This window comes from Geodermatophilus sp. URMC 63 (assembly GCF_053502565.1).
The window spans coordinates 1,717,057-1,729,885 of sequence record NZ_CP199956.1 but is presented as its reverse complement, the minus strand read 5'-3'; the positions used below and the strand labels follow the sequence as shown (position 1 = coordinate 1,729,885).

General features: G+C 75.7%; 13 protein-coding genes and 1 tRNA gene. 6 read left to right on the top strand and 8 right to left on the bottom strand.

Going from position 1 to position 12,829, the window contains the following annotated elements; genetic code table 11:
- Positions 1–24 precede the first annotated feature (24 nt).
- Positions 25–999 (top strand): glucosyl-3-phosphoglycerate synthase, encoded by a 975-nt coding sequence (locus tag ACWIZO_RS08405; RefSeq protein ID WP_448642037.1) that lies wholly within the window; start codon positions 25–27, stop codon positions 997–999.
- 54 nt (positions 1,000–1,053) lie between these two features.
- Here ACWIZO_RS08405 and ACWIZO_RS08400 read toward each other — a convergent pair whose 3' ends face one another.
- The 4 genes from ACWIZO_RS08400 to ACWIZO_RS08385 all read right to left on the bottom strand — a co-directional run bounded on the left by ACWIZO_RS08400 (position 1,054) and on the right by ACWIZO_RS08385 (position 4,340).
- Complete coding sequence (locus tag ACWIZO_RS08400; RefSeq protein ID WP_448642036.1) at positions 1,054–1,719, bottom strand: HAD family hydrolase; 666 nt, start codon at positions 1,717–1,719, stop codon at positions 1,054–1,056.
- Between the two features lie 639 nt (positions 1,720–2,358).
- Complete coding sequence (locus tag ACWIZO_RS08395; protein ID WP_448642035.1) at positions 2,359–2,955, bottom strand: TetR-like C-terminal domain-containing protein; 597 nt, start codon at positions 2,953–2,955, stop codon at positions 2,359–2,361.
- A gap of 117 nt (positions 2,956–3,072) precedes the next feature.
- On the bottom strand, positions 3,073–3,417 hold the full coding sequence (locus ACWIZO_RS08390) for a hypothetical protein (RefSeq protein ID WP_448642034.1): 345 nt from the start codon (positions 3,415–3,417) through the stop codon (positions 3,073–3,075).
- Between the two features lie 32 nt (positions 3,418–3,449).
- Positions 3,450–4,340 (bottom strand): 1,4-dihydroxy-2-naphthoyl-CoA synthase, encoded by an 891-nt coding sequence (locus ACWIZO_RS08385; protein WP_448642033.1) that lies wholly within the window; start codon positions 4,338–4,340, stop codon positions 3,450–3,452.
- Positions 4,341–4,587: 247 nt separating this feature from the next.
- Here ACWIZO_RS08385 and ACWIZO_RS08380 point away from each other — a divergent pair, with 247 nt between their 5' ends.
- Positions 4,588–5,409 carry an endonuclease/exonuclease/phosphatase family protein gene (locus ACWIZO_RS08380; RefSeq protein WP_448642032.1) on the top strand — a complete coding sequence of 274 codons (822 nt, stop codon included), beginning with the start codon at positions 4,588–4,590 and terminating at the stop codon, positions 5,407–5,409.
- Here ACWIZO_RS08380 and ACWIZO_RS08375 read toward each other — a convergent pair.
- Complete coding sequence (locus tag ACWIZO_RS08375; protein ID WP_448642031.1) at positions 5,387–5,920, bottom strand: NUDIX domain-containing protein; 534 nt, start codon at positions 5,918–5,920, stop codon at positions 5,387–5,389. The genes ACWIZO_RS08380 and ACWIZO_RS08375 overlap by 23 nt on opposite strands.
- A 48-nt stretch (positions 5,921–5,968) precedes the next feature.
- On the opposite strand from ACWIZO_RS08375, the gene ACWIZO_RS08370 reads away from it, so the two are divergent.
- Complete coding sequence (locus ACWIZO_RS08370) at positions 5,969–6,427, top strand: MaoC family dehydratase (RefSeq protein ID WP_448642030.1); 459 nt, start codon at positions 5,969–5,971, stop codon at positions 6,425–6,427.
- A 52-nt stretch (positions 6,428–6,479) separates the two neighbouring features.
- Positions 6,480–7,058 carry an LOG family protein gene (locus tag ACWIZO_RS08365; protein ID WP_448642029.1) on the top strand — a complete coding sequence of 193 codons (579 nt, stop codon included), beginning with the start codon at positions 6,480–6,482 and terminating at the stop codon, positions 7,056–7,058.
- A 4-nt stretch (positions 7,059–7,062) separates the two neighbouring features.
- On the opposite strand, the gene ACWIZO_RS08360 is transcribed toward ACWIZO_RS08365, so the two are convergent.
- The gene (locus ACWIZO_RS08360) at positions 7,063–7,605 is read right to left on the bottom strand and encodes a mycothiol transferase (RefSeq protein ID WP_448642028.1); all 543 of its coding nucleotides are present in this window, start codon (positions 7,603–7,605) and stop codon (positions 7,063–7,065) included.
- A gap of 107 nt (positions 7,606–7,712) precedes the next feature.
- Between ACWIZO_RS08360 and ACWIZO_RS08355 the strand changes: the two genes are divergently transcribed.
- Positions 7,713–8,834: an NAD(P)/FAD-dependent oxidoreductase gene (locus ACWIZO_RS08355; protein ID WP_448642027.1), complete on the top strand. Its 1,122-nt coding sequence runs from the start codon at positions 7,713–7,715 to the stop codon at positions 8,832–8,834.
- 19 nt (positions 8,835–8,853) lie between these two features.
- On the opposite strand, the gene ACWIZO_RS08350 is transcribed toward ACWIZO_RS08355, so the two are convergent.
- Positions 8,854–10,530 (bottom strand): purine-cytosine permease family protein, encoded by a 1,677-nt coding sequence (locus ACWIZO_RS08350; protein ID WP_448642026.1) that lies wholly within the window; start codon positions 10,528–10,530, stop codon positions 8,854–8,856.
- Positions 10,531–10,742: 212 nt separating this feature from the next.
- Here ACWIZO_RS08350 and ACWIZO_RS08345 point away from each other — a divergent pair, with 212 nt between their 5' ends.
- Positions 10,743–12,698: a methyl-accepting chemotaxis protein gene (locus ACWIZO_RS08345; protein ID WP_448642025.1), complete on the top strand. Its 1,956-nt coding sequence runs from the start codon at positions 10,743–10,745 to the stop codon at positions 12,696–12,698.
- Positions 12,699–12,734: 36 nt separating this feature from the next.
- Here ACWIZO_RS08345 and ACWIZO_RS08340 read toward each other — a convergent pair.
- Positions 12,735–12,821 (bottom strand) — tRNA-Ser (locus ACWIZO_RS08340).
- Positions 12,822–12,829: the final 8 nt, after the last annotated feature.

Below are 12,829 nucleotides of genomic sequence, written 5' to 3'. Positions count from 1 at the left end.
CCGGGCGTCCCCGACAGTGGACTGATGCGACCCGACGCCCGCGCCTGGTTCACCGGCCGCACGTCCCGCGCCCGTTCCGTCGCCGACCTCGACCTCGGGGGTCTGCTGCGGGCCAAGCGCCGGACCGGCTCCGTGGTGAGCGTCGTGCTCCCCGCGCGCGACGAGGAGGCCACGGTCGGCCGGCTCGTCGGGGACCTGGTCGAGCGGTGGGTGCGGCAGGTCCCGCTGGTCGACGAGGTGCTCGTCGTGGACTCCGACTCCACCGACCGCACCGCCGAGGTCGCGCGGGCCGCCGGGGCCGGCGTCGTCGCCAGCGCCGACGTCCTGCCCGGCTGGGGGACCCGGCCGGGCAAGGGCGAGGCGCTGTGGAAGTCGCTGGCGGCCACCACCGGCGACCTGCTGGTCTTCCTGGACGCCGACCTGCTCGGTGACGTCGGCCACTACGTGCCCGGCCTGCTGGCACCGCTGCTCACCGATCCGCAGGTCGGCTACGTCAAGGGCTGCTACACCCGGCCGCTGGAGCTCGCCGGGCACACCTCCCCCACCGGAGGCGGCCGGGTCACCGAGCTGACCGCCCGGCCGCTGCTCAACGCGCTGTGGCCGGAGCTGGCCGGGTTCGTCCAGCCGCTGGGCGGGGAGTACGCCGGCCGCCGCTCGGCGCTCGAGCGGGTGCCGTTCCTGTCCGGCTACGGCGTCGAGGTCGGCCTGCTGGTCGACCTGCTGGGGCTGCTGGGCCTGTCGGGACTCGCGCAGGTGGACCTCGGCGTCCGCCGGCACACCTCGCAGGACCAGGAGGCGCTCGGCCGGATGGCCGGGCAGGTGGTGTCGGCCGTGCTGTCCCGCACGCCCGCCGGCCCCACGGAGCGCGGCGGGCTGCTCACCCAGTTCCGCAGCGACGGCGCCGGTCTCGTGCCGGTCAGCACGCCGGTCGCCGTCGACGAGCGGCCGCCGATGGTCACCGTCGCCGAGTACCGGGCGAGCCGCGCCGGCGCCGTCTGAGGTCCGGCGGCCGGCAGGCCGCAGCTCGAGCCGTGCTGCCGGCGCCCCCGGAGGTCACCGCAGCGGCGTGCCGTTGATGCCGGCGAGCAGGTCGCCGGGGGTGTCGAAGAGGGCCACGGCCCCGGCGTCGCGCAGCTCGTCGTCGCCGAAGCCGCCCGAGCGCACGACGACCGCGGGCATGCCGGCGTTCTTCGCCGCCTCCACGTCCCACACCGAGTCGCCCACCAGCACGCTGGCCGCGTCCTCGGGCTCGCCCAGCTTGCGCAGCGCCACCTGCAGCAGGTCCGGCGCCGGCTTGGTCGCCTCGACGTCGCCGCTCGTCGTCCAGGCCTCGGCGACGTCGCGGGCGTCGAGCAGGTCGAGGTAGTGGTCGACGTGGTGCGGCTTGCCCGAGCTGGCCAGCACCACCCGGTGCCCGCGCTCCCGCAGCCCGGCGAGCAGGTCGCGGGCGCCGGGCAGGGGCGCGACCTCCTCGATCATCGGGTCGACCTCGGCCACCCAGCGCTCGCGCGCCTCGTCGCCGATCCGCTCCTCCAGCTCGTCCCCGCCGATCGCCGACACCAGCTGGTCACCGCCCATGCCGATGAGCCGGTGGATGCGCCAGACGGGGAAGGTCTCCCCCAGCGACCGGAACGCCCGGTACCAGGCCAGCGCGTGCTGGTAGTTGGTGTCGACGAGCGTGCCGTCGACGTCGAGGACCGCGACGAGGGGTGAGCTCACACGGGGCCCTCTGCCCAGCGCCGGTGCGGGCGAACCCCGCCCCCGAACCGGCCCGTCCCTTGGTCCGAGCGGACGCCGTGGGTCGTCGGCCCGGAGACGGCCGTCCGGGAGCGGCCGGCCGGGGGTGCCGGCCCTCCGGGCCCTGCGTGAGCACCTGTCGCGGCCGTCGCCGACCACGTCGAGGGGCTGGCCGGTCCGGAGGGGCGCCGCCTCGTCACCGTGATGGGCTCCTCGCCGGGCCTGCAGTCCGCCGAGCGCGAGCTCGTCCACGAGACCGAGCAGCGGCTCCGGGCGGCACTGCTGGAGGCCTCGACCGGCCCCGGCGCCGAGGAGCCGTGCCCGGTCCGCCCGGAGGTGACCGCCGGCCTGGTGGCGGCCACCTGGATCGCCACCACGCGGGTGCTGGTCACCGGGCCGCGCGACCCCCTGCTCGCGCCGGAGGACGTCCCGGGGCTGACGGCGGCCCGGGAGCTGGCTGGCCGCGCGGCTGTTCGTCCGCTTCGAGGCCGACGTGACGGAGCGGTTCGTCCCCGCGCGCCACCCGGTGGCAGAGGCGCTGCGGGCCTGCTGAGCAGTGCCCGGCGGGCACGGAACAGGAGCGCACGCCCCTCGGGGCGCGCGCTCGGGGAGCCGGGCGGCTCAGCGGCGGGCGGGCTCCGCGACCGGGGCCAGGATCGGCAGCAGGACGTCGTCGACCACCTGCTCGACGTGCTCGGCCACCATCGCGCCGTCGCCCGCGGCGGTCAGCCGCTGCCACCAGAAGGCCTCGAGCACCGAGCGGAGCAGGGCCAGCCGCACGGCCGGCACCTCCTCGCCGCGGTCGGCCCAGCGCTTGCCGAGCTCGTCGACGGCCTCGGTGAGCGGGCGCACCAGCGCGGCGTCGAGCCCGGCCCGGAGGTCCTCGTCGTGCCGGGCGGCGCCGACGAGGCTGGCGACGGCGCGCTCCTCGCGGGTCAGCGGCCGCCGCCAGGACGCGACCAGGGCGGTCAGGTCACCACGCACCGACCCCTCGTCCTCGGGGACCCCGACCAGGGTGAAGCGCGCCACGGCCGAACGCGCCAGCGCCGACATCGACGGCCAGCGCCGGTAGATGCCGGCCTTGCCCGCTCGGGCGCGGGCCGCGACGCGGTCGCTGTTGAGCCGACCCCAGCCCTCCTCGGCGAGGATGTCGACGGCGACCGCGACCAGTTGCTCGGACAGCTCGGAGCTCAGCGGACGCCCCGGGGTGCCGCTCACGGGCCGGACCGTTCGTGCGTCATCAGGTTGTGCACACCCACATACTGACGTGTCATCGGAGTCACCACAACGATCCCGGCGCACCGTTCACCCGGGGGCTCCCCACGACCCCCGGTCTCAGGCACCCGCCGCGCTCTCGACGTGCACCTTCAGACCGGCGCCGTCGTCGGCGGTCCAGCCGCGGTCCCGGGCCGTCGCCAGCAGGTCCTCCCAGCGGCGGCCCCAGTCGCCCGCCCCGGCCGGCGACCCGGCCTGGGCCTCCGCGGCGGCCCGCAGTGCCGCGGCGTCCAGGACGCCGGACTCCCCGTCCTCCAGCCGTCCCAGGCCGGCCGCGCGCAGGGCCTCGTCGGCCTCCTCGTCGGTGACCTGCCCCAGGGCCAGGTGCAGCCGCGCGAGGTCGTCGACGTCGACCACCCGGACCTCGGGACGCTCGTCAGCGCCCGTCACCACCTCGACGATCATGCTCGTCTCCTCCCAGGAGCCCTCGGGGCCCTTCAGACGTGCCAGGGGAACCGGGAGAAGTCGGGGTCGCGCTTCTCCAGGAAGGCGTCCCGCCCCTCCACGGCCTCCTCGGCGGCATAGGCGAGCCGGGTGGTCTCCCCGGCGAACAGCTGCTGACCGACCAGGCCGTCGTCGATCAGGTTGAACGAGTACTTGAGCATCCGCTGCGCCGTCGGGCTCTTGGCCACGATCCGCCGTCCCCAGTCCAGGGCGGTCGCCTCCAGCTCGGCGTGCGGGACGACGCGGTTGACCATGCCCATGCGGTGCGCGTCGGCGGCGGAGTACTCCTCGCCGAGGAAGAAGACCTCGCGGGCGAACTTCTGGCCGACCTGCCGGGCGAGGTAGGCCGAGCCGAAGCCGCCGTCGAAGCTGCCCACGTCGGCGTCGGTCTGCTTGAACCGCCCGTGCTCGGCGCTGGCCAGGGTGAGGTCGGAGACGACGTGCAGGCTGTGCCCGCCGCCGGCCGCCCAGCCGGGGATGACGCAGACGACGACCTTGGGCATGAACCGGATGAGCCGCTGCGCCTCGAGCACGTGCAGCCGGCCGCTGGTGCGCCCCTTCTCGTGCTCGTAGCCGTGGCGCCCGCGCACGCGCTGGTCGCCGCCGGAGCAGAACGCCCAGCCGCCGTCGCGCGGGCTGGGCCCGTTGCCGGTGAGCAGCACGCAGCCGACGTCGGTGGACAGCCGGGCGTGCTCGAGGGCGGTGATCAGCTCGTCGACCGTCTGCGGGCGGAAGGCGTTGCGGACGTCGGGCCGGTCGAAGGCGATGCGCACGACGCCGGCGTCGACGGCGCGGTGGTAGGTGACGTCGGTGAACTCCAGGCCCTCGACGGGCCGCCACGCCGCGCTGTCGAAGATCTCCGAGACGTCGTCGCGGGCGCTCATGCCAGCAACCTAGCCGCGCCCGCCCCGACCGGCCTGACCGCGCGGCCGGGGCGGGGGAGGGCGGCGATAGGGGCGGCGATGATCAGGGGACCTGATCGTGGCGCCTCCTCCCCCACGGTGCACGGTGAGGGAGGACGCGCTGCAGTGAGGGAGGACGACGTCCGGTGCGGGAGGATGCCGGTGCGCCGCCGGGCCCCGGGCCGCGGACGGACGGCGGTGGCGCGGGGCCGCCGGTAGCGTCGGGCGGGTGCCCGACGGCGCCGCCCTGCGCGTGGGCACCCTCAACCTGGCCTCCGGCCGCGGCCCCGACGGCCGCGTCCTGACGGCGTCCCGGCTGGCCGACGCGGTCGAGGGCCTCGACGTCGACGTGCTCGCCCTCCAGGAGGTCGACGCCGGCCAGCCCCGGTCCGGCGGCACCGACCAGGCCGCCGTCCTCGCCGGCGCGCTGGGCGGGGCCGACTGGCGCGCCGCCGCCACGCTCACCGGCACCCCGAGCCCCTTCCGCGGCACCTGGACCGCCGCCGACCCCGCCGCGCTGCGCGGACCGGGCACCCCGGTCACGGCGCCCGCCTACGGCATCGCGCTGGTCAGCCGCCGCCCGGTCCGGGGGTGGGCGTCGCTCGGGCTGGGCACCGGGCGCGCGCGGCTGCCGGTGCGGGCGCCCGACCCGCGCACCGGGCGGCCGCGGCTGTGGTGGGTCCCCGACGAGCCGCGGATCGCCGTCGCCGCCTGCCTCGACGGGTTCACCGTCGTGTCCACCCACCTGTCGTTCTCCCCGCCCACGGCGATCCGGCAGCTGCGGCGGCTGCGGCGGTGGGCGGCGTCGCTGCCCGGCCCGGTGGTGCTGGCCGGCGATCTCAACCTGCCCGGCGGACTGCCGGCGCGGCTGGCGCGGGGCACCCGGCTGGTGAGCGAGGCCAGCTTCCCGGCGGGCGCGCCGCGCGCCCAGCTCGACCACCTGCTCGCCCTCGACGACGGGCTGGCCGGGACCGGTGCCGCCGCGCACGACCTGCCGGTGGGCGACCACCGGGCGCTGACGGTGACGGTCAGGCCGCCGGCGACGCGGTGAGCAGGGGCCGGAGCCGGTCCATCGACGCGGCCAGGCCCGGGTGCAGGGTCACCTGGTGCAGCCCGGCCAGCGGCACCCAGGCCACCCCGGTGCTCTCGCCGTCCAGCCGCAGCCGGGCGGGGTCGAGCGGGCCGGCCGGGCGGGCCAGCACGGTGGTGTAGGCCCAGCCGCCGTGGTCGTCGACCGAGCGGTCCCCGAGCAGGAGGGCCGCGGCGGGCAGCCCGAGCTCCTCCTCGACCTCCCGCAGCGCCCCCTGCTCGGGCGACTCCCCGAGGTGCAGTGCGCCACCCGGGGTCCCCCAGGTGCCGCCGTGGTGCGACCACAGCGCCCGGTGCTGCAGCAGGAGCTCGGGGCCGTCGTCGCCGTCGCGGTGCACCAGCAGGCCGGCGGCGCCCGCGCGGCCCCAGTGCCGGTGACCGAGGGCGCAGGTCGTCCAGCCGTCGGTGGGGGTCAGCCCGCTGGTCAGCACCCGACCAGTGAACCGCAGTCGCCCCGCGAGCCGCCGGATCACGACTGGCAGGATCGGCCGCGGAGCAGCAGCCGAGGAACGGGAGGGTCCGTGACCACCACGACGACGATGGCCGAGGTCTCCGGCCTGGTGGGACAGGAGCTGGGCACCAGCGACTGGTTCGAGGTGACCCAGGACCGGGTCGACACCTTCGCCGACGCCACCGGCGACCACCAGTGGATCCACGTCGACGTCGAGCGCGCGAAGGCCGAGAGCCCCTTCGGCGGGCCGATCGCGCACGGCTACCTCACGCTCTCGCTGCTGGTGCCGCTGTTCGCGCAGGTCCTCGTGGTCTCCGACACCGCGATGGGCGTCAACTACGGCCTCAACAAGGTCCGCTTCCCCTCGCCGGTGCCGGTGGGCTCGCGGGTGCGGCTGACCGCCACGCTCAGGGACGTCGAGCAGGTCGCCGGCGGGCTGCAGCTGACCTGCTCCGCCGTCATCGAGCGCGAGGGCAGCGAGAAGCCGGCCTGCATCGCCGAGCCGGTCTACCGCTACCACGGCGGCTGAGGGAGGGCCCTCCTGCGGGGCGGCCGGGCAGCGGGGTGCCTACGGTGCCCACATGCGGATCGCCGTCTTCACCGGTAGCCGGCCGGGACCCGGCACCCACCGGGAGGCGGCCGCGGCGCTGGGCGCCGGGCTGGCCGAGGCCGGGGTCGGGGTCGTCTACGGCGGCGGGCACGTCGGGCTGATGGGCACCGTCGCCGACGCCGCGCTGGCCGCCGGGGGCGAGGTGGTCGGGGTCATCCCGCAGCACCTGTTCGACGACGAGGTGGCCCACCCGGGGCTGTCGCAGCTGGAGGTCGTGGCCTCCATGCACGAGCGCAAGGCCCGGATGGCCGAGCTCGCCGACGCCTTCGTCGCGCTGCCCGGCGCCGCGGGCACCCTCGAGGAGCTGTTCGAGGCCTGGACCTGGGGCATGCTCGGCCTGCACGCCAAGCCGGTGGCGCTGCTCGACGTCGACGGGTTCTGGCAGCCGCTGCTCGGCCAGCTGCGGCGGATGGCCGACGACGGCTACCTCGAGCGGCGACGGCTCGACGCGCTCGGGGTGGTGTCCGACGCCGCCGGCCTGCTCGGCTTCGTCGCCGGCTACGAGCACCCGCCGCGCACGTGGGCCGACGGAGCCCCGCCCCGCCCCTGAACCGCTACGGCGCCCCGGCCCCCTGCGCCTCGGCGGCCAACTGCCGGGCGCTCGCGCCGTCGATCGACTCGCGGAGGACGTCGGCGTGGCCGGCGTGCCGCGCCTGCTCCTCGATCTGGTGCAGCACCATCCAGCGGACCTCGAACACGGTGTCGGCCGGCATCCAGCGGGCGACGTCGTCGGAGAGCTCGACCACCCGGTCGAGGTCGGGCTCGGCCCGCACGACCTCCTCGGTCTCCCGCGCCACCGCCATCCACCGGTCGAGCAGCACCGCGACCGTCTCCTCCGCGGCGACGTCGAAGCCGGCCAGCCAGTCGGCCTGCGGGTCGGCGGCGAGCGCGGCCGGCCGCCCGCCGACCCGGCCGGCGATGCCCGCCCGCTCCCCCTGCGTCAGGTGCTCGACCAGCGCGGCCAGGGACAGGGAGCTGGCGCTCGGGGTGGCGCGGGCCTGCTCCTCGGAGAGCCCGAGCAGGGCGGTGCGGACGGCGGTGCGCTGGTCGGCGAGCACCCGCAGCAGGACCTCGCGCTCGTCGGGGGACGCGGACACGGGCGGCTCCTCTCGGCTGGTGCCGGCATCCTGCGTCCGGGCATCGACGGGACCGGGCCAGCGGCCCCGGCTGGCCGGCGGCCGGTCGGCTGCCTAGCGTCGCCGTCGTGGAGCGCTGGGACGTCGTGGTCGTCGGCGGCGGCCCGGCGGGAGCGGCCGCGGCGCTGTCCGCCCGGCGCGGCGGGGCCTCCGTGCTCGTGCTCGACCGGGCGGACTTCCCGCGCGACAAGGTCTGCGGCGACGGCATCGCCCCCGAGGCGCTCGACGTGCTGGCCGGCCTCGGCGTCGACGTCGCGGCGCTCACCGCCGGCTACGCGCCCGCACCCAGGCTCTCGCTGCGCTCGCCCGGTGGGGTGACGGTCGAGCGGGCCACCCACCGCCCGTCGTCGGTGGTGCCGCGGGAGGTGTTCGACGCCCGCCTGCTGGCCGCCGCGCTCGACCGCGGCGTGCGGTTCCGCCGGCACGCCGTCCGCTCGGTGACCCTGGGGCCCGACGGCGTCGACGTCGACGGGGTGCTGCGGGCCGGGGTGCTGGTGGGGGCCGACGGCGCGGAGTCCGTCGTGCGCCGGGCCCTGGGCCTGCCCCGCAACCGCGACGACCGGATGGCGGTGGCGATGCGCGGGTACGCGCCCGAGCTCCCCGGGCAGGCCGGCACGCAGGTGCTGGTGACCACCGAGCAGCGCTGGCCGGCCTACGCCTGGTCGTTCCCGCTCGGCGACGGGCGGGCCAACGTCGGCTACGGCGAGCTGGTCAGCGGCGGCGCCACCCGCGCGGCCCTGGTCGAGGGGCTGCACCGGCTGCTGCCCGGCAGCTGGGCGGACGGGGCGCCGGAGGGCCTGCGCGCGCACCGGCTGCCGCTGTCGACCGGCCGCCCGCGCCAGCCCGACGGGCGGGTGCTGCTCGCCGGCGACGCCGCGTCGCTGATCAACCCGATGACCGGCGAGGGGATCTTCTACGCCGTCCTGTCGGGGGCGCTGGCCGGGCGGGCCGCCGCGGCCGGGGCCGGTGCGGGTGCTGCGCACCGGCGGGCGCTGCGGCGGCGGCTGGGCGCGCACCACCGGTCGGCCTCGGCCGCGTCGTGGGTCAGCCGGTGGCCGCAGGTGATGGACGCCGCCTTCCGCGCCGCCGCGGCCGACCAGGCGGTGTTCGACGACGTCGTCGCCCTCGGCCTGGCCGATGGCCGGCTCACCGCCCGCACCCTCGCCGCGGCGGCCCGGACGCTGCGCTGACGTCAGGCCTGAGCCGAGGTCAGCGCTGCAGGGGGAGCACGTGGTCGCCGACGCGGTCGGTGGACAGGCACAGCGAGCAGACGTGCGCACCGTGGGTGGGGCAGGCGGCCATGTCGGGCCGCTCGTAGTCCTGGCGGCACACGTGGCAGGTCAGGACGGCGTCCGAGGGGTTGCCGTGCTCGTCCAGCATCGGTGCGTCGATGCCGTCGTCGGTGCGGCGCAGGTACCAACGGCCCCGGGTGGCCACGGCCAGCAGCGGCGGCAGCACGAACGCCAGGCCGATGGCGACCAGCGGCGAGAACGGCTGCAGCGTGGCGCCCAGCCCGCCGAAGAAGCAGGCGATCGAGACCCCGGCCGCCACCAGCATGGACACGAAGCCGACCGGGTTGACCGCGTAGAGCATGCCGCGGCGGAACTCCGGCTGCTTCGGCGAGAGGCCGAGCAGGTACTTGTTGACGGCGATGTCGGTGGCCACGACGACGATCCAGGCGATGCCGCAGTTGGCGTAGAAGCCGAGGATCGCGTTGAGGAAGGCGAACATGTCCGCCTCCATCAGCACGAGCGCGACGGCCAGGTTGACGCCGAGGAACACCAGCCGGCCCGGGTAGCGCCCGGTGACCCGCGTGACGCTGTTGGTCCAGGCCAGCGAGCCCGAGTAGGCGTTGGTGACGTTGATCTTCACCTGGCTGATCACCACGAGGACGACGGCCAGGGTCAGCGCCAGCCAGGCCGGCATCAGGTCGCGGTAGATCTCGAGGAACTGGTGCACCGGCTGGTTGGCCACCGCGGCGCCGTCGGCGACGGTGGCGATGACCCAGACGGCGAGGAACAGCCCGATGACCTGCTTGACCGCGCCGAACAGCACCCAGCCCGGCCCGGCCAGCAGCACCGCCGTCCACCAGCGGCGGCGGTTCTCCGGCGTCTTCGGCGGCATGAAGCGCAGGTAGTCGATCTGCTCGGCGATCTGCGCGATGAGCGACAGGCAGACGCCGGCGGCCAGCAGCACCGAGCCGACGTCGGGTGTGCCGGTGCCGTCCTCGCCGCGGTAGGCGAAGAAGGCCGACACCGACTCCGGGTGGCTGATCAGCAGGTAGGCGAAGGGCACCACCATCAGGACCAGCCACAGCGGCGTCGTCCACACCTGCAGCGTGGACAACGCCTTCATGCCGTAGACGACCAGCGGGAAGATCACGAGCGTGGAGACGGCGTAGCCGAGCCACAGCGGGACGCCGAGGCCCAGCCGCAGGCCCTGGGCCATGATCGAGCCCTCGAGGGCGAAGAAGATGAAGGTGAACGTCGCGAAGACGACGTTGGTGACCACCGAGCCGTAGTAGCCGAAGCCGCTGCCCCGGGTGATCAGGTCCAGGTCGAGGTTGTAGCGGGCGGCGTAGTACGCCAGCGGGAGACCGGTCAGGATCACGACGACGGCGAAGACGGCGATGCCCCAGAGCGCGTTCGTCGTCCCGTAGCTGATGCCGATGTTGGCGCCGATGGCGAAGTCGGCGAGGTAGGCGATGCCGCCCAGGGCCGAGACCGCGACAACGCCGGTCGACCAGCGCCGGTAGCTGCGCGGAGCGAACCGGAGCGTGTAGTCCTCGAGGGTCTCACGAGTGGCGGCGTCGGGTGAGGGTGTCCCGCGCCCGGTCGCCGGCGCCGCTGCGGTGGTGGTGCTCTCGTCGAGCTCGCTCTGGGTCACGCGTCTCCCCCGTGGGCCGTCCTGGACGTCCCGGCGAGCCTGACGACGCCGTGTTACCCCCCGATGACCTCCCTGTTGACTCGGTGTTGTGACCGGTGTGTCGCCCGACGGCGGCCGCGTACACTTCGCGGCCGACTGCGATCAACCTCACACGCGGGCGGCCGATGTACGGGGTGCACAGCCTCTGTCGCGCGTCCTGCTGGGAGCGTCCTGTGAGCGTCAAAACCCGCCTCGTGGTCAGCATCGTCACCGTCCTCACCATCGCCCTGGCGGGGCTGGTGGCCGTGATCGCCACCCTCGCCACCGGCCAGGCGCAGCGGGACGGCCTGCGCAACGCCACGGCGGTGGCGGTCGAGCAGGCCGACCAGGTCGAGGCCACGCTTGGCCGGCAGCGCCGCACCGCCGAGTCCCTGGCGCAGGCGCTGGCCGCCCAGACCGAGGGCCGGCGGGGCGAGCGCCCCTACGCCGACGCCCTGCTCAAGCGGCTGCTCGCCGCCGACCCCGCGCTGGTCGGGGTCTGGACGGCCTTCGAGCCGCAGGCCTTCGACGGGTACGACCAGGCCTTCGCCGGCACGGCTGGCACCGACGCGAGCGGCCGCTACGTCCCCTACTGGTACCGCGACGGCAGCGCGATCGCGGTGACCGCCCTCGTCGACTACGAGACCCCCGGCGCGGGCGACTACTACCTGCTCCCGCGGGACACCGGCCGGTCGGTGGCGATCGAGCCCTACCTCTACGAGGTGGCCGGCGAGCAGGTCCTCATCACCTCGCTGGCCACGCCCGTCACCGTCGGCGGCCGGACGATCGGCGTCGCCGGCGTCGACGTGCCACTGGCCGCGGTCCAGGAGCAGGTGGGCGCCATCCGCCCCTACGACGTCGGCTCGGCGACCCTGGTGTCGTCGCAGGGGCTGGTGGTCGGCAGCAACCGGCCGGGGGACGAGGCCGGTTCCGCCGCCGCGGGCCCGGAGGCGGAGATCGCCGCGGCCGCCGTCGAGCGCGGCGAGACCGTGCAGCGCACCCTCGACGGCGATGAGGGCCGCACCGTCTCCGTGGCCGCGCCGATCGAGGTGGGGAACGGGCAGCACTGGGCGGTGCTCGTCGAGATCCCGGAGGACGCGATCCTCACCGATGCCCACCGGCTGCGGACGACGATCCTCGTCGGCGCGCTGGTCACCCTCCTGCTGGCCGCCGGCGCCACCCTGCTCGTCGCGCGCCGCACCGTCGCGCCGCTGGACGCGCTGCGCTCCCGGATGGAGGAGATCGCCGACGGCGACGGCGACCTGACCGCCCGGGTGGACGAGACCCGCACGGACGAGATCGGCCGGCTCGGCGCGGCGTTCAACCGCTTCGTGGCCAAGGTGGCCGAGACGGTGACCGGCATCGGCCGGGCGTCGGGGTCGCTGGTGGAGCTCTCGGCGGGGATGTCCGGCGTCTCCGGGCGGCTCGCGGGGTCGGTCGAGCAGACCAGCGCACAGGCCCAGCAGGTGTCGGCCGTCGCCGAGCAGCTCTCGCGCAACGTGCAGACCGTCGCCGCCGGGGCCGAGGAGATGGGCGTGAGCATCCGCGAGATCGCCTCGAACGCCTCCGAGGCGGCCCGGATCGCCGACGAGGCGGTGGGTGTCGCCCAGTCGACCAAGCAGACCGTGGCCCGGCTCGGCGACTCGTCCCGGGCCATCGGCGAGGTGGTGCGGGTGATCACGGGCATCGCCGAGCAGACCAACCTGCTCGCCCTCAACGCCACGATCGAGGCCGCCCGCGCCGGGGAGGCGGGCAAGGGCTTCGCCGTGGTGGCCACCGAGGTCAAGGACCTGGCCCAGGAGACGGCGAAGGCCACCGAGGACATCACTCGCCGGATCCAGGCCATCCAGGGCGACACCGACAGCGCCGTGGCCGCGATCGCCCGCATCGACGAGGTCGTCACCCGGATCAGCGACTACCAGACGACCATCGCCAGCGCCGTCGAGCAGCAGACCGCGACCACCAGCGAGATGTCGCGCGGGGTCACCGAGGCGGCCCAGGGCACCGGGTCGATCGCCGACGCCGTCGTCACCGTCTCGACGGTGAGCACCGAGACCGAGCAGGACGCCCTGCAGGCGCGGTCGGCCGCCGACGGGGTGGCCGAGGTGACCGCCGAGCTGTCCCGGCTGGTGGCGCAGTTCAGGGTCTGACGACGCCGCCCGGACGGCGCTGGAGAGCGGACGGAGCGGAGGGCGTGGGATTCGAACCCACGATGGGTTTGACCCCATAGCGGTTTTCAAGACCGCCGCCATCGGCCACTAGGCGAGCCCTCCTGGCTGCA

Coding starts and splice junctions, on each gene's coding strand:
- ACWIZO_RS08390 (WP_448642034.1), bottom strand. CDS start 3,417: ATGATCGTCGAGGTGGTGACGGGCGCTGACGAGCGTCCCGAGGTCCGG.
- ACWIZO_RS08365 (WP_448642029.1), top strand. CDS start 6,480: ATGCGGATCGCCGTCTTCACCGGTAGCCGGCCGGGACCCGGCACCCAC.
- ACWIZO_RS08385 (WP_448642033.1), bottom strand. CDS start 4,340: ATGAGCGCCCGCGACGACGTCTCGGAGATCTTCGACAGCGCGGCGTGG.
- ACWIZO_RS08405 (WP_448642037.1), top strand. CDS start 25: ATGCGACCCGACGCCCGCGCCTGGTTCACCGGCCGCACGTCCCGCGCC.